The sequence below is a fragment of the Rhodoferax sp. genome (assembly GCF_030646845.1).
In the GTDB taxonomy this organism is placed as follows: domain Bacteria; phylum Pseudomonadota; class Gammaproteobacteria; order Burkholderiales; family Burkholderiaceae_C; genus Rhodoferax.
Genome location: NZ_JAUSLE010000038.1, coordinates 20,926 through 47,325 on the forward strand (window position 1 = coordinate 20,926; position 26,400 = coordinate 47,325).

Below are 26,400 nucleotides of genomic sequence, written 5' to 3' on the forward strand. Positions count from 1 at the left end.
GCATGCCGGGCGCGTCGGCCGGGGAGGATCGCCGACAGGGCAGAATCAGCCCTTGGGAGCAAAAAAATTTCTTGGAGTCATCAATGAGTCGACCGATCTGCCTGATCGCCATGCTGGGTTGGGTGGGCCTTGCCAACGCGCAAGTACCTGCTTCCGTGTCCGAGAAGGACTTTTTGACGGAGATGCCCATCGTCCTGTCTGTCTCGCGGCTGCCCCAACGGCTGGATGACACACCCGGTGCCGTCACCATCATTGACCGCAACATGATTCGCCTGTCCGGCGCACGGGATGTGGCTGACCTGATGCGTCTGGTGCCCGGTTTTCAGACCAGCACGTCTTTTGACACGGGTGCGCCCCTGGCCAGCTACCACGGTGGTTTTGACAGTTACTCCAACCGCATCCAGGTGCTTGTTGATGGCCGGTCGGTCTATTCCCCGTATCTGGTCGGCGGCATTGGACCTGGTCTACAGACGGTGGCACTGGCGGATATTGAGCGCATCGAGGTGCTGCGCGGCTCCAACTCGGCGGCTTACGGCGCTCGCGCCATGCTGGGGGTCATCAATATCGTGACTCGCCATACGGTGGATACGCTTGGCCTGCAGGTTAGCGTGACTGGTGGCGAGAACGATATTCGCGATTCGCAGGCGCGTATCGGCTGGGGCGGGGAGGATGCCAGCTTCCGTCTTGCGGTGGACCGGCGCGCCGATGGGGGGCTGGTGGGCTCGAACGGCCACAACGAGATCAGCCGTGCCAATTTTCGTGCCGATCTGCGTGCCAGTGCACGCGATGAAGTCCAACTGCGCGCAGGCACGCTCGCAATCGATGCCGGCAGGGGCTTTGCCGGCGTTGTGGATGATCCCTTGCGTGACCGTGGTCTTGATTCCGGCTATGCACAACTCGATTGGCGGCGCAATCTCGCTGAGGACGAAGACCTCGCGTTCAGCATTTCCCACTCGGAAGAGTCCTACCGGGACTCCTTCCCCTATTCCCTGAAGCCCTTCGTCAACGACAGCATTGACATCGACGCCAGTGGCCATTCGAGCAACGACACCGTATCTCTGCAGCACACCTTTCGTCGTGGCTCGGCTCTGAGGGTGGTGTGGGGCGGCGAGGTGCGGCGTGAGCAGGTCGTCTCCAGGCCGCTCTACAACACCGATGCGGCGTTTGTCACGGATTTCACCCGCTTGTTCGGCAATGCCGAATGGCGGTTTGCCCCTGAGTTGGTTCTCAATGCCGGTGCAATGTATGAAAAAAGCAGCATGAGTGGCGACAGTCTGGCGCCGCGGCTGATGCTGAACTGGCACGTCGCTGACGGGCAGACACTGCGCGCGGGTGTTTCCAGGGCGTTTCGTCCGCCCAGTACGTTTGAAAAGTTCAGCGATGTGCGCTACGTCTGGAATGGATTGCTGCTCAAGGCAACCACTGTGTCCAGCGGCAACGTGCAGCCCGAAAGTGTGCTGGCACACGAACTGGGCTACCTGGGCGACTTTCCCTCACTGGGTGCCAATCTGGATGTACGCGTCTTTCACGAGCAGATTTCCGGCTTCGTCCGGCGTCAAGAGTATGCCGTGTCCCCAGTCACAACACTATTTCCGTCCAACCCCGTGGACTATGTCAATGGCGAAAATTTTTCCATTCAGGGGGTTGAATACCAGATGAAATGGCGCCCGTGGCGCGACGCGCAGGTTATCTTCAACCAGGCCTATACCGAGATCAGCTCCACCGATCGCGGCTCCAAGCTGGCGGCGCCGAAGCTGGCAAGCTCACTGACCTTCTTTCAGAAATTACCCGGTGGCCTGGATCTGAGCCTGATGCATCAGGACAGTGGCACGGTGACGTTGCAAGGGGCGGGTTACCTCGACCAGGTGGCGATGACCCGCACGGACCTGCGCCTGAGCGCACCGCTGCGCTTTGGCCCCAATCGGGCTGAGGTGGCCCTCGTGGTGCAGAACCTGGGTGGACCTTACCAGGACTTTTCACCAAGGTTCCAGTTTCAACGCCGGGCTTTCGTAACCCTTCGGGTGGAAAACTGATCCGGCTCATATGCCCTTGCGCCTGCGCTCCCTGATCGTCTGTTTTTGGTTGACCTGGTTGGCAGGGACTTTGGCGCACGCGGCGCCGACGGTCGTGATCGTGAGCAGCGAGAGCAGTGTCGCCTATGTGGAGGCGGCTGGGGCACTGGTCGATGAACTTGAACGCGGTGGCGTGCCGCGCATTGAGTTGCTTCAGGTGACAGTCGCTGAATTCGCAGTCGCGGGCCAGTTGACGCCCAAGCTGTTCGTGGCGCTGGGATCTGAGGCCGCGAATGCGTTGGCCAAAGCAGAACTGCGCACACCGGTGCTTTGCACCCTGCTGCCACGCAGCAGTTTTGAGCGTGCCCTGTTGACAAATGGGCGCAAGGCGTCGCCGCAGTTTTCGGCCCTCTATCTTGATCAGCCCCTGAGTCGCCAACTCGAATTGATCCGGCTGGCCCTGCCCGCGGCGCGTCGCGTTGGGGTGCTATGGGGAGATGAATCGCAGGCGCAGGCACCTGCCTTGAAAGCATTGGCACAGGCCCGTGGGCTGGAACTGGCCGAGGCCACCGTCGGCAGCAATGAGCTTTTGTTCCCTGGCCTGAAACGGGTCCTTGAAGATGCTGATCTGTTGCTGGCAGTGCCCGATCACCAGCTGTACAACAGCAGCAACATCCAGAATATTCTGCTGGCCTCCTTTCGGGCGAGGGTGCCACTGGTGGCTTTCTCACCCGCCTATGTGCGGGCCGGCGCCTTGCTGGCCCTGCACGTGACACCAAGGCAGATTGGCCAACAAGCCGCAGCGATTGTCCGGGGCGTGCTTCAGGGCAAGACACTGTCGGCAACGCCGCTTTACTCACAGGACTTCAGCGTTGCCGTGAACGAGCACGTTGCCCGCTCGCTTGGATTGACGCTGGAGCCGGACGCCTTGCGCGCCCGCTTGCGGCGCCGGGAGGGTGCGTTATGAAAATGGTCGACATCCGCAGCCGCATGCTGTTGACTGCGCTCCTGCCGGTGACGCTGCTCGCCGTGTTGCTGGCGGCGGTGTTTCTGGTGGCCCGCGTTGGTGACATTGGCGAGGCGCACAGCCAGCGTGCCAGGACGCTGGCCCGTCAGTTGGCGACCGCCAGCGAGTACGGCCTGTTTTCGGCCAATATCACCCAGTTGCAGACCATCGCCAGTGGTGCGCTGCGTGAGCCGGATGTGCGTTCGGTGGCAATCGTGAATGCCCAGGGCATCATGCTCGTCAAGGCGGGTCAACCCCGCTACACGGCGCTCCCGGTTCTGGGCGGGCAGGAAAGCGAGAAGCTTGACCCGGCAACGGGCACGGACTTGTTGTCACAGCCGATTGCGGCAAGTCAGGTCAAGCTGGACGACCTGTATGAATCCCGGGAGGCTGCTGCAGGCACGATCGCGCAACCCCTGGGTCATGTGTTGATCGAGTTCTCGCGTGACAGGCTTGTTCAGCGCGAGCGCGACATGCTGCTGGCGGGCGTTGCCGTTACCCTGGGGGGGCTGCTGTTTGGCGGGTTCCTGGCGGTGCGCCTTGGCCGGGGAGTCATTCGCCCGATTCTGCGTGTTTCGCGCATGATTGAGCACATCGGGCGTGGCGAATTGTCAGCGCGCGGTGCAGTGCTGCCGGATGACCCGCTGCGCGAGTTGCAGCTGGGCCTGAACCAGATGGCTGAACGCCTGGAATCGGGTCGCGATGAGCTGGAGCGGCGCGTTGTCCTGGCGACGCTGGAGTTGAGGGAGAAGAAAGAAGAGGCTGAGACTGCCACGCTCGCCAAATCACGCTTTCTGGCTGCCGCCAGCCATGATCTGCGGCAGCCGACCCACGCACTTGGGATGTTCGTCGCACGGCTGGCGCAACTGCCGCACGACGCCGAAACAGCGCATTTGATCACCAACCTGGACGCGTCGGTGCAGGCCATGCAGGATTTGCTGGACGCCTTGCTCGATATCTCCCGGCTGGATGCACGGGCTGTGCAGGTTCACCGGCGACCGTTCGCGCTGGCCGATATCTTCGATCAGTTGCGCTTGGGCTTGACAGCAACAGCTGTAGAGAAAGACCTTCGCCTGCGCGTGCGGCCAACCAATGTCTGGTTGCTGAGCGACCCCACGTTGTTGCATCGCATCATGCTGAATCTGGTGGTCAATGCCGTGCGTTACACGAGACAAGGGGGCGTGCTGGTCGCTTGTCGGTTGGCGCGTGACGGCAAGCATGCGCGCATCGAGGTGTGGGACAGCGGAGTTGGTATTGCGCCTGAGCATCACCAGGCGATCTTCAAGGAGTTTTATCAAGTCGGCAACAGGGAGCGGGACCGCAGCAAGGGCCTGGGCCTGGGGCTGAACATTGTGGAGCGAACAGCGCACCTGCTGGGACATCGGCTGCAATTGCGCTCCAGTCTGGGGCTGGGAACCCGTTTCAGCATAGAAGTACCATTGGCACCGCCCGGGGCGCCGGCCCTGCCGAACCCGTTCGAGGCGAGGACATTGGACGATCTTGCGGATCTGGTCGTCCTGGTGATTGAGGACGATGCCCTGGCGCGGGAGGGCCTGGTGAGCCTGCTTGAATCGTGGGGCGTCGTTGTGGTCGTGGCCGAGGGGGTATCAACGGCGCTGTGGCAGCTGAAATTCGGCGTCGTTCCTGACGTCATCATCAGCGACTATCGTTTGCGTGATACGGAGAATGGTCTTGACACCGTGCGCCAGCTGCGGGCCGCAGCGGGGCAGCAGATTCCCGCCTGCCTCATGAGCGGCGATACGGACCCTGCGCTGATGCAGGCGGCCAGGATCGCCGGGTTGACCTTGCTGCACAAGCCGGTGCGACCTGCCAAACTGCGAAGCCTGATCCGTCGTTTGGCCGCGGGTGAACCGGACGGTGTGCAGCTTGCCGGCGCACCCGCCAGCCGACCGCATCAGGCGGACGGCGCTGATTTGGTGTAACCGTAAAGGGGGGCCGCGAGAACGGCCTGGATACGGGTCTGCACGCCAAAGCCCCGCAGAATCGCGGTGACATGGTTTTTGGTGGTCTCATCCGAGAGTTGCAGGATCCGGCTGATGTCCTTGTTGGAGCGGCCGTCCAGCAGCAGATGCAGCACCTCTTCCTGACGCGGCGTGAGCTGGGGGGCGGCCTTGCCGGCTTCTGATTCGTCCGGCTGAGGCAGAGTCGAGTCGGGGAAGAGTTCTGGCGGCACATACACGTCACCTGCCAGAACCAGACGCAAAACCGCCAACAGGTCATTGCTCAAGCCGGATTTGGTGATGAAGCCCGCCGCACCCTTGGCCAGTACCTGTCGCATGATCTGGGGATTGACCGATCCGGACAGCATGATGATGGGAAGTTCAGGATGTTCCCTGCCGAACACATCGAGCGCGTCCAGCCCGTTCATGTCGGGCAGGTGGTAGTCCAGCAGCACGAGATCGAGATCGGCGTGCAGGGCCGCCAGCTCAAAAGCGCGGGTGCAGTGGGGCGCCTCCAGCACCTCGACCTGCTCGTCCAGCCCTTTGAGGACCTGGCGCAAGCCTTCGCGCACCAGGGCATGATCATCGACCACGAGAATTTTCAAGAGATTCACCCTGGCGATTTCTTACAATAGAAGCTATGTTTGTTCACCTGCGTCTCCACACCGAATTCTCCGTCGTCGACGGTACCAATCGCATCGATGATATCGTCAAGTCGGCCGCCGCCGACGGGCAGCCCGCCCTGGCCATTACCGACCTCAGCAATCTGTTTGGCGCAATCAAGTTCTATAAAGAGGCGCGCAAGAGGGGCGTGAAGCCCCTGATCGGCGCAGAAATCTGGCTGGAAGGGCTGGGCAAAGACGAGACCGCCCTGTCGCGTCTGGTGGTGTTGGTGCAAAGCCGGCAGGGTTACCTGAATTTGTGCGAGTTGCTGGCGCGTGCCTGGACGCAGAATGCGGGCAAGTTGCAGGCGACTGTCAAATTGGCCTGGTTGCAGGAACTGAACGAGGGCTTGATTGCCTTGTCCGGTGCGCAGGCGGGCCCGGTCGGGCAGGCACTGGTGCAGGGCGATGAGGCGCGCGCTTTTGATGCAGCGTTGAAGCTGGGCAGCCTGTTTCCGCATCGTTTTTACCTTGAGCTGCAACGCGCAGGACGTGCTGATGATGAAGCGCATGTGACCGCTGCCGTGCAACTGGCGGCGCGCATGAGATTGCCCGTGGTGGCCACCCACCCGGTGCAGTTCACCGGTCCGGACGACTACGAGGCGCACGAGGCGCGTGTGTGCATTGCCGAGGGGGAGATTCTGGGCAATCAGCGCCGTGTGCGCAAGTTCACACGCGAGCAGTATTTCAAGTCGAGCGCGCAGATGCAGGCGCTGTTTGCCGATGTGCCCTCGGCCTTGGCCAACACGCTGGAAATCGCCAAGCGCTGCAATCTGACACTGGTATTGGGCAAGCCGCAACTGCCGGACTTCCCGACGCCCGAGGTCAACGGCCAGCGCATGACGCCGGACGACTACTTTCGCTACGCGTCGCATGAGGGTCTCAAGGAGCGGCTGCTGCATCTGTACCCGGACGAGGCCAGGCGTGAGAGCGAGCGGCCCCGTTACGTCGAGCGGCTTGAATTCGAGATCACCACCATTTTGAAGATGGGTTTTCCGGGCTATTTTTTGATTGTGGGGGATTTCATCAACTGGGCCAAAAACAACGGCTGCCCGGTTGGCCCGGGACGGGGCTCAGGTGCTGGCTCGCTGGTGGCGTATTCACTGAAGATTACCGACCTGGACCCGCTGCAATACAACCTGCTGTTCGAGCGCTTCTTGAATCCGGAGCGGGTCTCCATGCCCGACTTTGACATCGACTTCTGCCAGACCAACCGCAACCTGGTGATCGATTACGTCAAGGACAAATACGGCAAGGACGCCGTCAGCCAGATCGTGACCTTTGGCACCATGGCCGCGCGTGCTGCCGTGCGCGACGTGGGTCGGGTGCTGGACATGAGCTACACCTTTTGCGACGGCATCAGCAAGCTCATCCCGAACAAGCCCGGTGTCAGCGTCAGCCTGCAGTTGCCCCCGCCCGATCGCAAGAAGGACGACAAAACCGTTTACGCGACCGAGGCCGAGCCGATCCTGGCCGAGCGCGAGGCCAAAGAGGAGGATGTTCGGACCCTGCTGGAGTTGGCGCGCAAGCTGGAAGGCATGACCCGCAACGTCGGCATGCATGCCGGCGGCGTGTTGATTGCGCCGGGCAAGCTGACCGACTTTTGCCCGCTGTACCAGCAGCCGGGCAGCGAGTCGGCGGTGAGCCAGTACGACAAGAACGACGTGGAGGCCATTGGCCTGGTGAAGTTCGACTTCTTGGGCCTGGCCACATTGACCATTCTGGAGATTGCGCGCGAGTTCATCATGAAGCGGCACAAGGGCCAGGAGAACTTTGCCTTTGAGAACCTGCCGCTGGACGACGCGCGGGTGTACAAGCTCTTTTCTGACGGCAAGACCGAAGCCGTGTTCCAGTTTGAAAGTCGTGGCATGCAGGGCATGCTGAAAGACGCCAAGCCGACGCGCCTGGAAGACCTGATTGCGCTCAACGCCTTGTACCGCCCGGGTCCGATGGACCTGATTCCCAGTTTTGTGGCGCGCAAGCACGGCCGTGAGGTGGTGGAGTATCCGCACCCGCTGGTGGCCAACATGCTCTCCGAGACCTACGGCATCATGGTCTACCAGGAGCAGGTGATGCAGACCGCGCAGATTCTGGGTGGCTACTCGCTCGGTGGCGCTGACATGCTGCGCCGCGCCATGGGTAAAAAGGATGCGGACGAGATGGCCAAGCACCGCCAGATCTTCCGCGATGGCGCCGCAAAAAATGACATCAACGAGGCCAAAGCCGACGAGATTTTCGACTTGATGGAGAAGTTTGCCGGCTACGGCTTCAACAAGTCGCACGCGGCTGCCTACTCGCTGCTGGCGTACCACACCGGCTGGCTCAAGGTGCATTACACGGCCGAGTTCTTCTGCGCCAACATGACGGTGGAGATGGACGACACCGACAAGCTCAAGGTCTTGTATGAAGACGCGCTCAAGATGGGTCTGACCTTTGAGCCGCCCAATGTGAACCGGGGTGTGAGCCGCTTTGAGCCGATCTCCGACAAGATGATTCGCTATGGCCTGAGCGCCATCAAAGGTACCGGCCAGCAGGCGATCGAGGCGATTGTGGCCGCGCGGGAGGGACGTGGCGTCGGGCCGTCAGGCGATGTTGTGGGGCCTTTCAAGAGCCTGTTTGATTTTTGCGCGCGGGTGGACCGAGCCCGCATCAACAAACGCACGGTGGAGGCCCTGATCAAGGCCGGTGCGTTTGATTCGATTCAGATGAACCGTGCCAGCCTGCTGGCCTCGGTCGACCGGGCCTTTGACTTCGGTGCGGCGGCGGTGGCCAACGCCAACCAGGGCGGCTTGTTTGACATGGGCGGCGAGGACGATCATGGCTCCAGCACGCAGGAGCCCGATCTGGTGGAAGCCATGCCCTGGGGCGTGAAGGAGCGGCTCACCTATGAAAAGACCGCCGTGGGCTTTTATCTGTCCGGTCACCTGTTTGACGAGGTGGCACTGGAGGTGCGCCGCTTCGCCAAGCGCCAGATCGAAGACCTGATTGACACGCGCGAGCCGCAATTGCTGGCCGGCATCATCACTGATTTCCGGGTCATCAATGGCCAGCGCGGCAAGCTGGCGCTGTTCAAGCTGGACGACAAATCGGGCGTGATCGAAGCCCGTGCCGATGAGGCGCTGATCAACGCCCACCGCAACCTGCTCAAAGAGGATGAACTGGTGATCGTCATGGGCAAGCAGCAGCCGGACCGGTTCTCGGGCGGCATGCAGTTGACCGTGACGCAGATCTGGGACCTGGACCAGGCGCGTTGCCGTTTTGGAAAGTTCCTGCGGGTGGCGGTGAACGGCAAGGCGCCTGACGTGGCGCGAATGGTCAAGGAGTACCCGGCCAGGCGCGAAATGACCGAGCAGGGCGAACTGGTGCGGGGATTGGGCGTGCGCCTGCTGGTGTCGCGCCAGGGTGAGGCGGGTGCGGCGACGGCAGAACTGCAACTGGGGGAGGGTGCCAAATTCTTCCCCAGCAATGAGGCACTGGCCGGCTGGCGGGTGCAGGCGGACCAGGGCAAGGCCACTATCGTTTATGAGTAAAAAAGGCCGCTAGCCACCGTGTAATATGCCTATATTGCTATTAAAAGTATAGCAAATGCGTGAAGACAGGTCCCGGCGTGACTGCCGCCTGAGACTAGTCCCTGGGACGGAAACTGATGATCAGGGCGTTGGGCACCCGGCCATCCACATCGCGCGGCAGTTTTCCGGTTTTGTCAATGGCTTTCAAGACCGCATCGTCCCAGGAGTTGACGCCGCTGGGTTTGGTCAATTTGCGGCTGATGATGGTGCCGTCGGGCGCGGTGCGTACTTCGACTTCAGCCACCGGGTTGCCGGCCGTGTCGTCGGCAAATACGATGTTGGGCTTGATGCTGGCGCGAATCCGGCCGGCATAGCTGGCTGACGGGCCGGACGACTGCCTGGCTGTGCCCGTTGCGGTGGATGCGCCTGTGGCACCGGCCAGCCCGGCCATGCGCTGAATATTGGCCTGACGCTGGGCTTCCATTTGTTTGGCGTCTTGTTGGGCCTTGGCAGCCTCCTTGCGCTTGCTGTCCAGGTCAGACTTCTTCTTGTCTTCAATGGCTTGCCGGTCTTGATCGCGCTTGTCTTGCTGACGTTTTTTCTCAAGCAGCAGTTTTTCCTGACTCAACTTGTCCTGCTTCAGTTTTTCCAGTTCCTGCTGCTTTTCCTTCTTCAGGCGCAGCTTTTCACGCTCCAGTGCAATGTCGGCATCGGGCAGCTTGGGTTGGGCTTGTGGCGGCGGTGGGGTCGGCTTCGGGGTTGGCTTGGGCGTTTCAGGTGGTTCGGGAGCTATTTCGACCAGTTTGGGCGCGGCCTGCTGGGGCACAGAAGACCATAGCTCGGCCTCGGCCGTCACAGTCACTGCATCCCGCTTCCAGTGCACCCCCCAGGTCAGGGCCGCCAGCAAGACGGCGTGGGCCAGGACCGCCAGCCCCAGCGCCCGGGTCAGGCCCGCTGTGGGCGGCGGCGCGAATTCAAGGCGATCGGTCGCAGCGTGCATGCACTGCCCCCTAATTGGCCAGTTGTACGGATAATCCCACGCGTTGCACGCCCGCGCGCTGCAGGGTATCCATGACCTTGACGACGGACTCGTACTTGATGTTCTTGTCGGCGCTGATAACCACGGCGGAATTGGCCGCACCACTCTGGGCCTGTTTGACCGCGCCGGCGATGTCCTTGAGCCCCAGAGAGGTGGACTTGTCCTGCACTTTCATGGCGATCGAGTCATCTTTGCCAAGAACGATCTGGATCACCTGGTCGGGCTGTTTGGCAGCCTTGCCCACGCTGGGCAAGTCGATCATGCTGGGTGTGATCAGCGGGGCGGTAACCATGAAGATGATCAGCAGCACCAGCATCACGTCAATGAAGGGCACCATGTTGATCTCGTTGATGGTGCGGCGTCCGCGTCCTCGGCTGACCAGGGCTGGCATGGTCAAACTCCTCTCAATGGCCCGAGGCCGATTGCACGCCCACATTGCGCTGCAGGATGTTGGAGAACTCTTCAATGAAGGTCTCCAGCCTGATCGCAATGCGGTCGATATCCCGGGCAAACTGGTTGTAGGCCACCACGGCCGGAATGGCAGCAAACAGGCCAATGGCAGTGGCCACCAGCGCCTCCGCGATGCCGGGGGCGACGGTGGACAGGGTGACCGTCTGCAGGGAAGCGAGCCCGGTGAAAGCATGCATGATGCCCCACACAGTGCCAAACAAGCCGACATAGGGCGAGACCGACCCGACGGAGGCTAGGAAAGAGAGATTGGTTTCCACTACATCCATCTCGCGCTGCAGGCTGGCGCGCATGGCGCGGCGTGCGCCGTCCATGAGCGTGGCGGCATCTGCGATGCGTTTCTCCCGCAGCTTCTGGTATTCGCGCATGCCGCTGGCAAAAATGCGCTCCATCGGCCCGGAGTCACGGGCGTTCTTGCTGGCGGCGGCAAACAGGTCATTCAAACTGGTGCCCGACCAGAATTCGCGCTCGAACTCGTCGTTGAGCGATTTCACCCGCTTCAGCGCAAACAGCTTGCGAAAAATCGCCGCCCAACTGGACACGGAGATGACCACCAGCAGCAACATCACCAATTGCACGACCACACTGGCGTTAAGCACCAGATGAAGGATCGACAGGTCTTGGTTCATTTGAGGGCTTCCAGAATGGTTGGCGGGATTCTCGCAGGCTTGTAGCTGGTGGCATCCACCCAGCCAACGCGGATGCTGCCTTCACACAAGAGGATATTTTCCGCTGGCGTCTTGAGGTATGTCTGCTGCTGTATTGTCATGGATGCGCGACCCGTTTCCAGAGGCAGGGCTGTAACAATAAGTTCGTCGTCCAGGCGTGCCGGCTGGTGGTAGCGCACACGGGTGTCGCTCACCACAAACATGCCGCCGGTGCGTTCTCGCAGCAGGCGCTGTTCAAGGCCACGAGAGCGCAGCCATTCGGTGCGGGCGCGCTCAAAAAACTTCAGGTAGTTGGCGTAGAACACGATGCCGCCGGCATCCGTGTCTTCCCAATACACCCGCACGGGCCACGAAAATTCACGTTCGCTCTGAACGGCACCGGTCATGACAGCAAGGCTTTCAGGCGTTCGATGGCGCTCTGCAACTGGGGCATGGAACTGGCGGTGGAAAAACGGATGAAATTGTGTGTGTCGGCCACACCAAAGTCACGTCCCGGCGTGACGGCCACATGGGCACGTTTCATCATTTCAAAAGCAAGGTCCCAGCTGTCTTTGACGCTTGCGCCATTTCCAAATTTTTCGCCCAGCTTCCTGCACGCCGTGGTGCAATCGGCCCAGGCATAGAAAGCGCCATCGGGCATCACCGGCACGGTCAGGCCCAGGGCGTTGAGCGCGGGGATGAAGTAGTCACGCCGCGCTTTGAATTCGGCACGCCTGCGCTCGTATTCGGCGATGCTGTCGGACTCAAAGCAGGCCAGGGCAGCGTATTGTGAAATGGTGCTGGGGCAGATGAACAGGTTTTGCGCCAGACGCTCGATGACGGGCACGATTCGTTCGGGCACCACCATCCATCCCAGTCGCCAGCCGGTCATGTTGAAGTACTTGCTGAAGCTGTTGATGCTGATGATGTCCTCATCGAGTGACAGTGCGGTCTGGCTATATTGCGGGTCGTAGCTCAGTCCCAGGTAAATCTCATCCACCAGCGTAATGCCGCCCTTGTGGCTGACCACCGAGTGAATGCGGCGCAGTTCATCCGGGTGAATGGAGGTGCCCGTGGGGTTGGAGGGCGAGGCCAGCAACACCCCGCGGGTTTTGTCGCCCCACGCGGATTGCACCTTGTTGGCGCTCAGCTGAAAGCGCTCGTTCGCCGTGGTCGGGATCAGAACCGCAGTGCCGTCCGCCGCACTCACAAAGTGGCGGTTGCACGGGTAGCTGGGATCGGGCATGAGAATCTCGTCACCCGTTTCAATCAATGCCAGACAGGCAAGCTGCAAAGCCGCCGAGGCGCCCGCCGTCACCACAATGCGGCTGGCCGGAACCTGAATGTTGAAACGCTGCAAATACCAGTCGCTGATGCGCTCGCGCAGCGCCAACATGCCGGTGGCCTGCGTGTAGTGCGTCATGCCGTCATGTACTGCCTTGCAGGCAGCTTCCTGTACCAGCGGCGGTGCCGTGAAGTCAGGCTCGCCAATATTCAGGAAGATCATCGGCGTTTCGCTACGCGCCACTTCAGCCGCCAGAACCGATGCCGCCTTGGCGACCTCCATCACATAGAAAGGGTCAATGCGCTGTGCACGGCTCGATATTCTCATGCGCGCGCTTTGCCCCGGTCTGCACCTACTTCAGCGGCACGCAGGCTCGGCGCCAATCCATTGAGCACCGCGTTGACGTACTTGTGACCGTCGGTACCGCCAAACTCCTTGGCCAGCTCGACGCATTCGTTCAGCACCACGCGCCACGGCACATCCAGGCAGTGCTTGAGCTCGTAAGCCCCGATCCACATGATGCCGTGCTCAATCGGAGAAATTTCCGCGAACGGACGGTCCAGCAGCGGCGTGAGCAGCGCGTCCAGCTCGGCTGCTTCATCGATGCAGCCATGCAGGAGCGCATCGAAGTGCACAGAATCGGATTTTGAGAACCCAGCCAGATCCCGGGTGAATGTGTCAATGTCAGACACATCGTTTTTCCCGACCAGCTTTTGATAGAGCGCCTGCAAGGCAAATTCGCGAGCGCGCGAACGCCCCGACTTGCTGGCGGCCTTGCGCGCGCCGGTGCTTGTGACTCCGGTACGGGGCTGGCGGGGCGGGCGGCTGCCCGCAGGTTTTGGATTGAGGTCACTCATCAAATATCTTCCAGCAAGTTGGCCATTTCAACGGCGACGCGGGCGGCATCACGCCCTTTTTCTGTTTTGCGGGCAATTGCCTGTTCCAGATTTTCCGTGGTAAGAATCGCGTTGGCGATCGGCAACTGGTAGTCGAGCGCGACCCGGCTGACGCCGGCCCCTGACTCATTGGCAACCAGCTCGAAGTGATAGGTCTCACCCCGAATGATGCAGCCCAGCGCCACCAGCGCGTCGTACTTCAGTTTTTCGGCCATGGCCATCAGGGCCACGGGTATTTCCAGTGCGCCCGGCACCAGGACCAGGTCAATATTTTTTTCTTGCACACCCAGCGCGATCAGCTCGGCCTTGCAGGCCTGGGCCAGCACGTTGGTGATGGGCTCGTTGAAGCGGGCCTGAACGATACCAATCGTCAATTTTTTGCCGTTCAAGCGGCTGTCGGTGGAATCCAGGGTTCCTTTGTCTGCGCCAAACATCGTTCGATCCTTGTGTTGTTTATTTTGTGATGTAGCCGGCAATTTCCAGCCCGTAGCCTGCCATGCTCGGCATCCGTCGTGGGTTTCCCATGAGATTCATCTTGTGCACACCGCATTCGCGCAGAATCTGCGCACCAATGCCGTAGGTGCGCAGGTCCATGCGACCCCGCTCAGGGCCATGGCTGGCACGGGCGGTGCCGTCAAATTGCGCCAGCAGTTGCTCGCCGCTTTCGCCGCAGTTGAGCAGTACCACGACACCCTTGCCCTCCGAGGCCACGCGCGCCAGGCTGGCATCCAGACTCCAGGAGTGCATGGCGCGGCCCACTTCCAGTGCGTCCAACACCGACAGCGGCTCATGGACGCGGGCGGCGACGGTGTCGTCGGGGCCCCACTGGCCTTTGACCAGCGCAAGATGAACGCCCTGTGCCGGCTTGTCCTTGAAGGCATGAACGGTGAATTCCCCGAACGCCGTATTGAGGGTGCGCGAGCCCAGTTTTTCCACCAGAGATTCGACCCGGCTGCGGTACTCAATCAAATCGGCAATTGTGCCGATCTTCAAACCATGCTCGGCTGCAAACAATTGCAGGTCGGGCAGGCGGGCCATGGTGCCGTCGTCCTTCATGATCTCGCAAATCACCGACGCGGGCGAACAACCCGCCATGGCCGCCAGATCACAGCCGGCTTCGGTGTGCCCTGCGCGCATCAGCACGCCGCCCTCAACCGCCTGCAGGGGAAAGATATGGCCGGGTTGTACGAGGTCGTCAGCTGTCGCATTTTTGGCCACGGCGGCTTGTACCGTTCGGGCTCGATCCGCGGCCGAGATACCGGTGGTCACACCTTCGGCCGCTTCAATCGAGACTGTGAAAGCAGTGCCCTTTTTATCGCCGTTGCGCACGGTCATGGGTGGCAACTGCAGGCGTTCACAGCGCTCGCGGGTGAGCGTCAGGCAGATCAGGCCCCGACCAAAACGCGCCATGAAATTGATGGCGTCAGCCGTGACATGGTCCGCGGCCAGCACCAGGTCGCCTTCGTTCTCGCGGTCTTCTTCGTCGACCAGGATCACGATGCGGCCGGCACGCATGTCGGCCACGATGTCTTCAACCGGAGAAATTGCCACAGGGGAGGGGGCGGTCATGCAGATGTCTTTCAGGAAGTATGGAGGTGTTGGTCGGTGGGGGTGTTGCTCTGAAGCGCAACGGGCCGTGACTGCTGCGGATCAGCGCTGAGCATCCGCTCGACATACCGCGCGATCAAATCAATCTCAAGGTTTACCTGCGATCCGGCTTTCAGCGTTCCCAGAGCGGTGTTCTGGACCGTGTGGGGAATCAGGTTGATGCTGGCCTCACAACCGGCCTCTGAATCCAGGAAGCGGTTCACGGTCAGGCTGACGCCATTGACGGTGATCGAGCCTTTGTAGGCGAGGTACTTGGCCAGCGCCTTGGGTGCCAGCACGCGCAACTGCCAGCTTTCGCCCACTTGTTCAAAATGCGTTACCGTACCAATGCCATCGACATGGCCAGACACAATGTGGCCCCCCAGGCGATCATGCGCGCGCAGGGCCTTTTCGAGGTTGATGGTTCCGGTCTGTGCCAGGCCGGCGGTCTTGTCCAGCGATTCCGCGGAGATATTCACCGTGAACAGCCGTTGCGCGGCGTCCAGCGTGGTCACCGTCATGCAGCCGCCATTGAGCGCAATGCTGTCGCCCAGCCCCACGTCGTCAAGATAGGCGGGCGGGCACTCAATGGTGAGGCGCTTGCCGTGTGTAGAAGAGCTGCCTAGGGCATGAACGGCGACGATGCGCCCCACGCCGGTGATGATTCCGGTAAACATCCGGGTATTTTCGCAGGGAATGAGCCCGCCGGCCGGGCGGAACCCCAAAACTTGTCACTTAGAACCGGTCACGCCCCGGAATTCGGGCCACGATACGCAGGTCCGGCCCCAGCAGGTCGGTGGATTTGAACTCAAGGGGAATGGCCTGGGACAGTTCGGACAAAGGCCCGAAGCTGGCCATGTCGCAACCCTGGCCGATCATTTTGGGGGCCAGGTAGACCACAAACTCGTCCACCAGTCCCTCGCGAATCAGAGACCCATTGAGCTTGTGTCCGGCCTCGACGTGCAATTCGTTGATTTCGCGCTGCGCCAGATCGCGCAGCATGGCGGCCAAATCGACTTTACCTTGTGTTCCGGGCTGCTGGCCCGGCAGGTAGATTACGGTAGCGCCGCGTGCCTCCAATGCGGCTTTCTTGGTGTCATCTGGCACGGCAGCGTAGATAAAGAGGGCGCGGCCAGCTACAAAAAGATGGGCGTCGAGTGGCGTCTCAAGGCGACTGTCCACCACCACCAGGTGGGGTTGGCGTGGAGTGTCAACCAGCCGCACGTCCAGTCGCGGGTTGTCCGCCAGCACAGTGCCAATGCCGGTGAGTACGGCGCAGGCGCGAGCACGCCAGGCATGGCCGTCCGCACGGGCGGCATCCGAGGTAATCCATTGGCTCGCACCGTTGTTCAATGCCGTTTTGCCATCCAGCGACGCGGCAATCTTCATGCGCACCCACGGGGTCTTGCGGATCATGCGACTGAAAAAACCGATGTTAAGCTCGCGAGCCGAAACCGCAGATGAATCCTCGGCATTCATAACAGATGTCAGTATTCCCGCTGCGTGTAGCGCGGCCACGCCGGAGCCGGCCACTCTTGGATTCGGATCGAGCATCGCAATGACTACCTTCTTTACACCTGCTTCTATCAGCGAGTCGGAGCAGGGGGGAGTCCGGCCATGGTGAGAGCACGGTTCCAGCGTTACGAAAACCGTCGCACCATGAAGTGACTTCCCGCGAGATCGGGCGTCGCGTAAGGCCATGATTTCGGCGTGCGGCCCACCGGTCTGCTGGGTCGCACCACTCCCAAGCTCGCGTCCATCGGTGTCAACGATCATGCAGCCGATTGCAGGGTTTGGCGGTGTCGTATTTCGCGTTGCAATGGCCAGTCGGAGAGCCTGTTGCATCCACTCGGTTTGTACCTGGTTCATTGGATGTGATTGTCGAGGGAAATTTCAATTGTCATTGTGCTCGCAACTGGCGCCCCGCCCAGGGTTGCAGGCTCCATGACTGTTGTCTGTAACGACGAGAGAGCTGCGGTCGCCCAATCTCCGCTTGGCTGTTGCTGTTCAAGTTCAAAGTGATCGATAACACCCGTAGCAGAAATCCAGACCGTCACGACCAAAAGGGTGCCACCCGCCTTAGGCATTGACTGGCGATTCACGACCCAATCAATTGTTGGTGCGGCGGTGGTGTCAACCTCTGCACTTGATCGGTAGAGCGCAGGGTCCCAACCCTGATCAACACCATTGGTTTTCGTGTATTTCTCGAAGGATAGATCAGTCAGAGCAGTGGCTGGAGGCGACGAGTCTTCGGCTAGTTTCGAAATTTCCGAGATTGGGGATGTCACTGGTGTGTGCAGTGCGCTTGCGTCCGCGGATCTGGCCGGTTCCAAGGCCTCGCTGGACCCGGGCCATTGAATGTGCAGTATCAACGGCAGCGCTTTGTCCGTCCGCGAAGGCGCTTTAAGCCTATGGGCAAGGAGCTCTAACGCGACCCAGTGCAATGCCAGCACGAGCAAGGCAAAACCCACCCGGGTTGCCATTTGTCGGGCTGACTGGGTGACCTCAAGTCTTGACCACCGAGTTTGTCTAATCAATCCACACCGCAGGAGTCTGGTCAGTACCGCGTTCAGCCAATGCCTACTTCAAACATTTTGAAGGATTGTTGGCTGCTGATGACGCGAGGGAGCCCGTGTGGGTCTTGGTGTATGAGCCGCAAAAGTCGGTGGCCATGCTGCCCGCTGGCGTCGCGGTGACGGTATACGTGGAATTCGTAACTGCCAGGGTGATGTTGTAGTTGGTCGCACCGGTCGCGGGAACGAGCGAGAATCTGCTCGAGAAAGCGGCGTTGACAGTGCTAGTTGGGGTGTCCGAGTAGCGATTGTTCTCCGTGAAATACCTTTCCAGCCATCCCTCGGCCTTCAAGACCTCGGCGCGCGCCTCGGCGCGTTTGCCCCGGGCCACGTATTCACTGTACGAGGGCAGCGCAATGGCCGTGAGTATGCCTATCACCGCCACCACGATCATCAATTCGATCAACGTAAAGCCGGATTGGGTTATCGGTTTTTTCATATACTTTTTTCGCTTTCGAAATCAACGATTGCGCAGAATTTCACGCCACGTCAAACGCCCATCGGTACAGGCACCAAAGCGCTGACCGGTCTGTATTCCTCCGTTGCCCAATGCCGTAAGCGTCCGGTACATGCATTGGTTTTGCGGTAGCGGCTTCCATGGCGGGTTGCAGGTCAGCGGGTCGGGACATAAAACGCATTCGTTGGTATGGCCCGCGGCGGGGTTGCAGACACAGTCGGGGTCACCTGGGTTGCAAGTCGTGCTGCTTGGTGGTGGCGTGGGAGATTTGAATACGCCACCTCGTGAATATTCAAAGGCATTCAGCGTAGACCCGCCGACTGCACCATAGCCCGTTACCAGCGTGGCGCCCGGAATCAAATCTGAAATGGGTGTGCCGTTAATTGGATTGATGGTGATGTCGTAGGCGGTAGCATCGTAACGACAGCCATCAGAGGTGTTCTCGGGAGCGAGTGACCGGACATTCACCCGGTACGCATCCTCTGCGATTGGGTTGAAGATTACGTTTTCAGATGAAACCGGCAGGTCCAGATACCATCCCTTTTGGGTTGGATAGCTCACAGTGTTTGTCGAAAAATACCGGTTGCCACCAGACATGACGGTCGTCTGCTGGACCAAGTCAGTTTTTCCGGTGGTCAGGGTCGTGCTGATGCCAGGCTGATCGTAGATCCCATAGAGCGTTTGGCTGTAGGGCGTTGTCATGGGATAGTCCGTGCTTTCAAGCACCTTGCCAGTGCCAAAGAAGAGCTGGTAGCCCCCTTGGGGATGGGCGAACGGCACGATTGACGTGGTGATAGGCTGCGCATAGGTCGTTGTCGTGATTGGGGGGCCCACGTTGGTGACGACGTTGGTCGCCTGAAAAGAGGGCACCATTCCTGTCGTTGCCACTCCCCAGTTTGCCGGGTTGGTATTGGAAACATTAAACTTCCAGACATTTCCTTTCAGGTCGCCCGCGTAGATGACGTCAATGACCCCATCGTTGTTGGTGTCAACAGCAGTTGGACTGGACAATCCATTGTTTGGCCCCAGCCCGGCCGTGCCCACCACAATCTTTTTGTAGTCGGTTCCGTTTGTCCATGTCGTCGCGCTGGCGGACGCGGGGCCGTCGGCAAAAATGATGAACAGGGCTGCGTTGCCGTTCGCGCTGTTGTAGCCATTGCCGTAAATGGCGGCCCATTTCCCATTCGCCATCATTCCAGTCTGGGTCGGTTGCCCATTTGATCGGGAGTTCGTACGCCCCACGATGTAGCCCATGTCAGAGTCCGCGGCTTCGGTGAACTCCCACTTCACCACGGTGGTGGCGCTCGACTCCGTCACCGTCGTTGGGCTGGAGACGTCGAGGGCATAGATGCCCTTGGCCCCGCGACCGAATGAACCAAACAGATAGGTTTTCCAAGTGGCGGGCGAACCCGTTTTCATGTCTGCGGCCATGACACTGCCATCGGCGTTGATTCCGTCTGTGTTGGTCTGAAGCGAAAAGTTCTTGGCAGTGATTGCGGCCAGTTTCGTGTAGGGCGCCGTACCGCTGGTGGTGTACAGGGCACGTGGGACGTAGGCAAACAGTTCACTGCCGGTTCCACCATGGAACGCATGTAGCATCCCATCGTTGGCTGCCACAAATACCGCATTCCGCGCCAGATTTGAGGTTCGGAAAGTGTTATAGCCGCCGCCAAAGTCGACATTGGTGTAGCCCGCAGCCGGTGCACCAACAAACCATGGTGTCGAGTTAATGATCGCGCCCAGCTTGGTCGCGGCGCGCGCGCGCAGGCCTCCCCTGGGGGTAATGGCGCAGTCCGAGGATGTCGTAGTGGTTCCGGCTGCAACTTCATCGCATGCGCTGCCACGCAGCCAATTCAGCCTTGCCTGTCCTACCGCAACGGTGTCATTGCCGCCAGTTGCAGGATTCTTCCGCAAGGCGGTTTGCTGTGTGGTGGACAAATTGGCCCACCGAAATGCCACCGGCGCTGTATCTGACAAAGTCAGTATCTTGCGGCCTGTATCCCAGCCTGACCCGGACGCCTGCGCAGTTAACACGATCCCCGCATCCCAGTCCGGTGTGCCTGAGACATTGCCGTTGGATTGAAAGCTGTAACGCAAGAACTGGCCGCTGGCATCTGAGTCTACGCCGGTGCCAGCACCTTTGATGCTGTGGGTGCTGACGTAGACATAGCCGCCCGCCGCCGTTCGAGACGATGTTGCTGCAGCCGGTGCTGCGCCGCCCGATTTGAGAATCGTCTGGAAAATCTGTTCAAGGGACTTCTCTAGTTGAGATGGGTCAATTGCGTAAAAGAACGTATCCGGGATCCCATCGCCACCGGCAATGATTGTTCCGTCTGTCTTTTTGGCATCCCATGAGTCAGAAATCAAGGCCGTGCCGGGTGAATACGTGGCAGGGATCGAGCCAATTCCCGTGTATTTGTCCCGGTCGAAGCCACCATATTTGGCGGCGTACCAAAGGGGATCCTGAAGTGCATCTGAGGAGACGCCTGTCATCGCATAGGTCGCTGTCGTCTTGACATCGCCAACTTGGCAGGGATTGCAGCCACCAGAGGCGTTGAGATGGGTTGTGGGCGTGACCGTGATGTTGGCCGGATCAGTGTACTTGAACGTTTCAATTCCAGAGTGAAAATGAACACCGTCCTTGCCAGTGGTGCCCGAGATCACATAGCCAAAGCCTTGGGGTTGATTGGTCGCCTCTGCGACGGTTTGAGTCGAAATCTCGATGTTGTTCCCAACGACGTTGTATTCCAGTGTTCCCCAAACGTCCTGGTCGTAGTCACCGCCTTGCTCTGAGTCTTCCCACTGCACCACATATTTGCCGTAAGTGCTGGTTTGAGTTACAACTCGAAAGTCCACCAAAGTGCCCCCGCCTTGTTGCCCAACCCCCTTATCCAGTCGATATGCCGGCTGGATGACGATGAATTTACCCGCTTGGTTTGGCACTGGCACTTTGATCCGGGGCGTGCCCGTTGCCAAGGCGACGCCATAAGTGTCCACGCGAAATGCACGCTTGTTAGATGCGGGTATGGTGAAGTCGTTGCGGATCGGATTGGTGTGCGCAAACAGGGCGGCTCCTGCCATCAGGTAGCTACCACTCTGGGTCGGTGCTTCTGGACATATGCCACTGACTCCCGCCAGACTGGTAAAAGATTTATCGTTGCAGATTTCGCTGGTGTCCGTCGGAGTGCTGCCGATAGCCCATTTTTTTCCCGCCGCGTACAAACCCTCGGCGCCGCCGATTTGATCTGTCAAACTAGCGGCTGTGACGGTACTGCCAAAGCCCGGGATGTCAGTCTGAGTAGACCATTGGTTGTTGTCATATGACGTGACACTGGCGTTGAAATTGACAATGCTGGTACGCCGGCACATCTGATCACCAAAGTTTGCCACGGTTGATGCTGCGAAAGGGTCAGACCATGCGGCAATCGTCAAGCCAATTGCGGCATCTTTTCCGCCACTCGTATCAAAGCCGGACGTAGCCGTGATTTGTGCGCCCGCTTTCTTGCCGACTAGATATCTTAGAGACTCCAGGTACATCTCACCCATGGGGTTGCCCCAGCTTGTGCAACTGCCTTCCGACAGCCCAATCAACTGGTATGTGCAGTTGTCCGCACCAATATACGTTCCATCGTTATAGTCATACCCGTAAATCCTGAGCTTGTTCAGGTTCTTCACGATGCCATCCACGTTCTTGAACTGACCGTCGTCCAGGTCAACTTCATCCGTGAACGACGCCACATTTTTGCGCAACACACCACCCGAAATATTTTTGTTGAAACTACCCGTCATCAGGCCAAACGCGGCCTGGTTGGCTTCCCCGTATTTTTGTAGCAGCCCCACAGGTTTGTAATTGCCCAAGGGGTAAAGTTTGCAACGTGCCTGTTCGTCATCGGTAAAACCAGTTGCTGGCGCTACTGCCCCGTCCAGCCCAATTTTGCAGGCTTCAATTCGGGCTGTGTATGTGCCCTGATCAGACCCTGTCCTGCCTAAGCCGTTCGTCGCTCTTGATGGATTGTTGGCACTGGCATTCAAGCCAGAACTGGCCGGTACGTTGGCATTGGAAGCGGTTTTCATTTCACTCCAATAACACTGCCAGCGTTCATTGGAGTTCCAAAGTGCAAAATTGCCATTGGCGACCAAGATAGAGGGGGCGCTGATCGCTCCGTGAGAATATTGGCCGTTCTTGAATGACGTGTTGCACATGCTGATTTCCGTAACCGAGCTGAAAGGCGTCAGCTTACGGATGTCCGTGCCTGTGTAGTACTTGGCAAATGAGTGCGCGTCGGTTGGCAGATGCGCCCGCTCCAATACGGTCAGCGATGTGCCAGACACGATGGAGTCATCGGTGCTTCGCATGCCACCGTACAAAATACGCCTGACGACATCCATACGGCTCGTGGTGGCCCAGTTCATGAAATTGCCGTGCCATTCATCCGTTCCGCCGCAATAGGTCGGGTCTGTCGCAGTGCTCGCATTTTCCTTGCGCGCAGGCACAAAACGATTGGTGGAGGTGTTGTACGTATAGCAGCGCTGATTGTCGAAATAGCCGTAGTAGCGATAAGTGTGTTTGTACTGCGTCTCAGGCAAGCCATCGCCGTCCAGGTCCGAGTATTCGTTGTAAGCCTTATAAAAAAGCTGGTGATCTCGGGAGAGATTCAGCATCACCATGGGCGAGCCTTTAGTCTCCGACAGATACGGCGGCAAGGGCGTCAGGTTGATGGCATGGGCAGAAAACGCAACAAAGCCTGCTGCCAAAAGTGCCGCGGCTTTCAACATCCTGGATACCAGGGAGGATTTCAACATCGACCAAGAAGCCGGGTTGTCGTGTGCGTTCATAGTTGTCGAGCCTTCACTGCAGATTGCAAAATAGCCTGGGTTGACGAATTGGCGCCATAGCCAACAGCAGTCACCCGGTAGACAGAAAAGTCGCCTTGCTTGAAATACTCAATCAAGTAACGAGGTTGTTGGGCCACCACTGGAAGCGGCGTAGCGTTTGTGTAGAAGCCATAGATCACGCTGCCGTTCACAACCACCGTGTTGTCAGCGGGAGCTGCATTTGTCCAATTGGCAGTTATTTCCCAATTGTGAGCCGGTTGAGTGCAGGTGGCCGGTGGTGTGCATCGCGGCACCGGAATGCAGCGTCCGTTGGGGCAGGTCGTGTCAAATCCATCACCTCGGGAAATAGGTTCCGCACGGCAGACGGTTGAGGGGATTGGGCAGGCCGTCGTACCGTCAGCCAACACACTGCTCAAATCATGCTCGGCATCTTTCAGGGCCGCTTCGGCAGCCTGAAACGCCAGGGTGCGGTCAGACTCATTGCCTGCGACACGGGCAGAAAACGTGGAACCCTGCATGGCGCTGATGGCCAGGCCACTCAGAATTACCAGGAAGATCATGACAATGACCAGGGAGACGCCGGATTGCATCGATCCAGACGGCTTGATACTCCGTCTGACAGGGGCTGTGGACTGCTTCATATATTGGACTTGTTTCTAACCCTGACGGTCGTTCTGAACGTGCGATAACTCTCTGAAGCCGCTGCAGCAATTGCGTTTCCGTAACAGTCGGTGTACGCGGTCCCTGTGTCATTGCCACTGGATTGAATGGACTTGGTCAACACACACACTTCGACAGCCAAAACGGCGGGCCATTGGTTTGCCGCCGCTATCGCGGTGGCGGTTGATGCGCCTTGGGCGGTGTTCGGGTCGGCCACAGCAGGCAGAAGATAGGTGAACGCCAGTTGCTCAACGCCCGGTATCAGGGGCTGCGATTGATAACTTGCAGTTCCGCTAGGCAGTGTCCGGTCGGCGACACAGGTTAACTGACCCATGGATCTAACTCCGTAGGGCGTTTGCACATTGGTTCGGGAGATAAAAAAGTATGAGCGAATCTCATTCACCCAGGTTCCCGACGCAAGGGGGATTGGTATCGAACTCTGCCCGACGCAGTCAAAGCCCTGGTATTTGGCCCCCGTTCCACTGTAGGCGTCGGTCTCGGAGAAGAGGGCGATCGAGGCCGATGGTAGAGTGCCGGCGGGTGTCGCGGCCAAGCAGGCTAGGTCCGCGCTGCTCGCGGGGGTGGTGGGATTGACAAAACCGAAGTCACAGCCTCGCATCTTGTTGTCAATGGGGCCCTGCGGTGAAGGGATAGCAGGGTCAATCATGACAAATCCGGCGCTCTGGATGTACTTGCTTAGCAAGTTCAGGGCAAATCGGCCGTTTTCTTCCATCTGGGAGTTTTCGGTGGTCGCGTTGTACGATTGTTTGGTGTACAGGTAAATCGTTGACGCCACGATGGCGAGCACCATGCCGATTGCCAGACTCACCATTAGTTCAACCAGCGAGAAGCCAGTGCTGTGGCGGCGACCCAAGCTGCGGGTAGACAGGTGTTTGCTCATGGAAGTAGTCATGGAATGATGTTGAAGCGACGGCAGCGAACACCGGCAGGCGCGTTTGCTGCGGCCGGGCAGCAGTTACGCCATTCAATACCGGTTGTGGTCGCTGTGCAGGTGGGCGTCGTCAATAGTGCGCCCGTTGCGGGATTGACGAACTCCTTGTCCATGTACATGGTTGTGATAACAAAGCCGGCCGCTGGTGTCCCGGTGATCTGGGCGGCGCCTTGCGGCAGGCTGGCCTGGGCTTTGAGAACGAAGTCGGTGATGTCGTCAGCCGCAATTTGTGCGGTGCTGCAGAAACTGCCGGAGGTGCGGCAGTTGTTGCTGGTGAAAGTGGCCGCCGCGCCCGTGGCGTAGTCGGCGGTGTAGCTGTAGTCACCATTCGTTGCCCCGGCCGGATTGGCCCTGATCCGCTCCGCCAGATCGTTCGTCACTTCCGCGACGCGGTGCGTGGACCACGCGTTCTTTTGAAATGTCATGGCGTTCAACTGCAAACCGGCAATGCCCAACAAGCCGATCGACATGATCAATATGGAAACCAGAGCCTCGATCAGTGTGGCCCCGCCTTGCCGTCTTCGGCCTCGCGACGCGATCGCCGGGTGTGATTTGATTTTCATGGTCTAGAAGTTGGTGCAGGCACTTGCGCTGTAAGAAATGACCCGTACACGCCCTGGTGAGCTGATGCAAACCGAGCGACCGTACTTGAACTCGTAGGCGGTATCGCCTGACTTCTTGGCCCAGATATCAAAGCGATGGGCAGTGTTGGAAAAACCGACGGATCGGAACGTGATAATCCCCGCGCCTGAAGGTCTAACAAATCCCCGCTCCAGTGCCGTCTTGTCAATTGCCGGGATCGTTTTCAGCAAGATATCACCGGCATTTCCCGTACCACTGCCATCGACGTCGACAAAGGCTTGTATTTCATATTCACCCCAGTCCTGCGAGCTCCTGCAAGGGTAGGGCGTGGGGGGTGTTGTAGTGGCGGGGGCTGCGGCGGAATCATTTTTTGGACAAATGATCACGCTCTGATTCCGGGTGATTGCTTCGCTGCGAGCGTAATTGAGCAATCCAACGAAGCCATTGACATCGGATGCGAGTCGATTGCTGACAATGAAGCCGCGAAGATCGGGCAATGCAATGGTCAGCAGAATAGCCATTACGGCTACGGTGACCATCAGCTCGATGAGCGTCAGGCCTTTTGCTCTTTTCAGACCAGTCCATAAATGTGCTGCTTTAACCATGTGACTAGTCTAGGCTGGCCTTGGGTGCAGCTGCAACGCCGTTGATGCAGCCCTCCGTGACCATTCGTCGGGAAAACTGCTTTTTCACAAGACACCAATGAGGTCACATCGAGCGCCTGGAAGGCCGGGTCTCCCCATTTAACGACCAGAAACCCAGAAGCGTTGCCGCCGACAATGTCAGCTACCGTCGCACCTCGTCCACCAGCGTCTTGAACTCATCAATGTCCTCGAAGCTGCGGTAGACGCTGGCAAAGCGCACATAAGCCACTTTGTCGAGCTTCTTGAGTTCGCGCATGACCAACTCGCCAATGCGGGTGGAGGGCACTTCACGCAGGCCCAGGTTGAGCAGCTTTTCTTCCATGCGTTCAATGGCGCTGTCGATCTGCTCCGTGCTCACCGGGCGCTTGCGCAGCGCCAGATTCATGGAGGCCAGCAATTTGGCACGCTCGTACTCAATGCGTCGGCCATCCTTTTTGACGATGGCCGGGAAGTTGACGTCCGGGCGTTCGTAAGTGGTAAAGCGCTTTTCGCACGACGCGCACTGGCGCCTGCGGCGGATGAAGTCCCCGTCTTCAGAAATCCGGGTTTCGACTACCTGGGTTTCCGAATGACTGCAAAACGGGCACTTCATTCCAGGGTCGGGCGCCGCGCTGGGCCGCCCCG

Annotated in this window: 23 protein-coding genes; 4 read left to right on the forward strand and 19 right to left on the reverse strand. The window is 59.3% G+C overall.

Translation table 11 applies throughout. The annotated features are described in order from the left end of the window. Window positions 1-83: 83 nt before the first annotated feature. Genes Q7T10_RS09560 through Q7T10_RS09570 form a run of 3 tightly spaced genes read left to right on the forward strand, consistent with a single transcriptional unit; the run spans window position 84 to window position 4,961 of the window. Window positions 84-2,033: a TonB-dependent siderophore receptor gene (locus Q7T10_RS09560; RefSeq protein ID WP_304747665.1), complete on the forward strand. Its 1,950-nt coding sequence runs from the start codon at window positions 84-86 to the stop codon at window positions 2,031-2,033. 10 nt (window positions 2,034-2,043) lie between these two features. Beyond that, complete coding sequence (locus tag Q7T10_RS09565) at window positions 2,044-2,979, forward strand: ABC transporter substrate-binding protein (protein WP_304747666.1); 936 nt, start codon at window positions 2,044-2,046, stop codon at window positions 2,977-2,979. Further along, entirely contained in the window at window positions 2,976-4,961 is a 1,986-nt protein-coding gene (locus Q7T10_RS09570; RefSeq protein ID WP_304747667.1) for an ATP-binding protein, read from the forward strand. The genes Q7T10_RS09565 and Q7T10_RS09570 overlap by 4 nt, the downstream gene beginning before the upstream one ends. On the opposite strand, the gene Q7T10_RS09575 is transcribed toward Q7T10_RS09570, so the two are convergent. Next, on the reverse strand, window positions 4,934-5,593 hold the full coding sequence (locus Q7T10_RS09575; RefSeq protein ID WP_304747668.1) for a response regulator transcription factor: 660 nt from the start codon (window positions 5,591-5,593) through the stop codon (window positions 4,934-4,936). The genes Q7T10_RS09570 and Q7T10_RS09575 overlap by 28 nt on opposite strands. Before the next feature lie 26 nt (window positions 5,594-5,619). Between Q7T10_RS09575 and dnaE the strand changes: the two genes are divergently transcribed. Further along, window positions 5,620-9,171: a DNA polymerase III subunit alpha gene (dnaE, locus tag Q7T10_RS09580; protein ID WP_304747670.1), complete on the forward strand. Its 3,552-nt coding sequence runs from the start codon at window positions 5,620-5,622 to the stop codon at window positions 9,169-9,171. A 94-nt stretch (window positions 9,172-9,265) separates the two neighbouring features. Here dnaE and tolA read toward each other — a convergent pair whose 3' ends face one another. The 18 genes from tolA to nrdR all read right to left on the reverse strand — a co-directional run bounded on the left by tolA (window position 9,266) and on the right by nrdR (window position 26,368). Next, a complete protein-coding gene (gene tolA / locus Q7T10_RS09585) occupies window positions 9,266-10,150 on the reverse strand; it encodes a cell envelope integrity protein TolA (protein WP_304747671.1) in 885 nt (294 codons plus the stop codon). A 10-nt stretch (window positions 10,151-10,160) separates the two neighbouring features. Beyond that, window positions 10,161-10,580, reverse strand: coding sequence for an ExbD/TolR family protein (locus Q7T10_RS09590; RefSeq protein ID WP_304747672.1), 420 nt, complete (start codon window positions 10,578-10,580; stop codon window positions 10,161-10,163). Window positions 10,581-10,593: 13 nt separating this feature from the next. Continuing rightward, window positions 10,594-11,286 (reverse strand): protein TolQ, encoded by a 693-nt coding sequence (gene tolQ, locus Q7T10_RS09595; RefSeq protein ID WP_304747673.1) that lies wholly within the window; start codon window positions 11,284-11,286, stop codon window positions 10,594-10,596. After that, window positions 11,283-11,711: a tol-pal system-associated acyl-CoA thioesterase gene (gene ybgC / locus Q7T10_RS09600; RefSeq protein WP_304747674.1), complete on the reverse strand. Its 429-nt coding sequence runs from the start codon at window positions 11,709-11,711 to the stop codon at window positions 11,283-11,285. The genes tolQ and ybgC overlap by 4 nt, the downstream gene beginning before the upstream one ends. Next, entirely contained in the window at window positions 11,708-12,916 is a 1,209-nt protein-coding gene (locus Q7T10_RS09605; RefSeq protein WP_304747675.1) for a pyridoxal phosphate-dependent aminotransferase, read from the reverse strand. Before Q7T10_RS09605 ends, ybgC begins: the two co-directional genes overlap by 4 nt. After that, window positions 12,913-13,446, reverse strand: a complete 534-nt coding sequence (gene nusB / locus Q7T10_RS09610) for a transcription antitermination factor NusB (RefSeq protein WP_304747676.1) — start codon at window positions 13,444-13,446, stop codon at window positions 12,913-12,915. Before nusB ends, Q7T10_RS09605 begins: the two co-directional genes overlap by 4 nt. Then, window positions 13,446-13,919: a 6,7-dimethyl-8-ribityllumazine synthase gene (gene ribH / locus Q7T10_RS09615; RefSeq protein ID WP_304747677.1), complete on the reverse strand. Its 474-nt coding sequence runs from the start codon at window positions 13,917-13,919 to the stop codon at window positions 13,446-13,448. The genes nusB and ribH overlap by 1 nt, the downstream gene beginning before the upstream one ends. A 19-nt stretch (window positions 13,920-13,938) precedes the next feature. Beyond that, the gene (gene ribBA, locus Q7T10_RS09620; protein ID WP_304747678.1) at window positions 13,939-15,054 is read right to left on the reverse strand and encodes a bifunctional 3,4-dihydroxy-2-butanone-4-phosphate synthase/GTP cyclohydrolase II; all 1,116 of its coding nucleotides are present in this window, start codon (window positions 15,052-15,054) and stop codon (window positions 13,939-13,941) included. A gap of 11 nt (window positions 15,055-15,065) precedes the next feature. Next, window positions 15,066-15,749 (reverse strand): riboflavin synthase, encoded by a 684-nt coding sequence (locus Q7T10_RS09625; RefSeq protein ID WP_304747679.1) that lies wholly within the window; start codon window positions 15,747-15,749, stop codon window positions 15,066-15,068. A gap of 58 nt (window positions 15,750-15,807) precedes the next feature. Further along, on the reverse strand, window positions 15,808-16,941 hold the full coding sequence (ribD, locus tag Q7T10_RS09630) for a bifunctional diaminohydroxyphosphoribosylaminopyrimidine deaminase/5-amino-6-(5-phosphoribosylamino)uracil reductase RibD (RefSeq protein ID WP_370653752.1): 1,134 nt from the start codon (window positions 16,939-16,941) through the stop codon (window positions 15,808-15,810). Next, window positions 16,938-17,360, reverse strand: a complete 423-nt coding sequence (locus Q7T10_RS09635) for an energy transducer TonB (protein WP_304747680.1) — start codon at window positions 17,358-17,360, stop codon at window positions 16,938-16,940. The genes ribD and Q7T10_RS09635 overlap by 4 nt, the downstream gene beginning before the upstream one ends. A gap of 292 nt (window positions 17,361-17,652) precedes the next feature. After that, window positions 17,653-18,084, reverse strand: coding sequence for a type IV pilin protein (locus tag Q7T10_RS09640; protein WP_304747681.1), 432 nt, complete (start codon window positions 18,082-18,084; stop codon window positions 17,653-17,655). 21 nt (window positions 18,085-18,105) lie between these two features. Beyond that, window positions 18,106-22,938 (reverse strand): pilus assembly protein, encoded by a 4,833-nt coding sequence (locus tag Q7T10_RS09645; protein WP_304747682.1) that lies wholly within the window; start codon window positions 22,936-22,938, stop codon window positions 18,106-18,108. Further along, window positions 22,935-23,579, reverse strand: a complete 645-nt coding sequence (locus Q7T10_RS09650; protein ID WP_304747683.1) for a PilX N-terminal domain-containing pilus assembly protein — start codon at window positions 23,577-23,579, stop codon at window positions 22,935-22,937. The genes Q7T10_RS09645 and Q7T10_RS09650 overlap by 4 nt, the downstream gene beginning before the upstream one ends. Further along, the gene (locus tag Q7T10_RS09655; RefSeq protein ID WP_304747684.1) at window positions 23,576-24,499 is read right to left on the reverse strand and encodes a PilW family protein; all 924 of its coding nucleotides are present in this window, start codon (window positions 24,497-24,499) and stop codon (window positions 23,576-23,578) included. The genes Q7T10_RS09650 and Q7T10_RS09655 overlap by 4 nt, the downstream gene beginning before the upstream one ends. Window positions 24,500-24,507: 8 nt before the next feature. Then, on the reverse strand, window positions 24,508-25,113 hold the full coding sequence (gene pilV / locus Q7T10_RS09660) for a type IV pilus modification protein PilV (protein ID WP_304747685.1): 606 nt from the start codon (window positions 25,111-25,113) through the stop codon (window positions 24,508-24,510). Window positions 25,114-25,116: 3 nt separating this feature from the next. Further along, the gene (locus tag Q7T10_RS09665) at window positions 25,117-25,737 is read right to left on the reverse strand and encodes a GspH/FimT family pseudopilin (RefSeq protein WP_304747686.1); all 621 of its coding nucleotides are present in this window, start codon (window positions 25,735-25,737) and stop codon (window positions 25,117-25,119) included. Between the two features lie 181 nt (window positions 25,738-25,918). Beyond that, window positions 25,919-26,368, reverse strand: a complete 450-nt coding sequence (nrdR, locus tag Q7T10_RS09670; protein WP_304747687.1) for a transcriptional regulator NrdR — start codon at window positions 26,366-26,368, stop codon at window positions 25,919-25,921. Window positions 26,369-26,400: the final 32 nt, after the last annotated feature.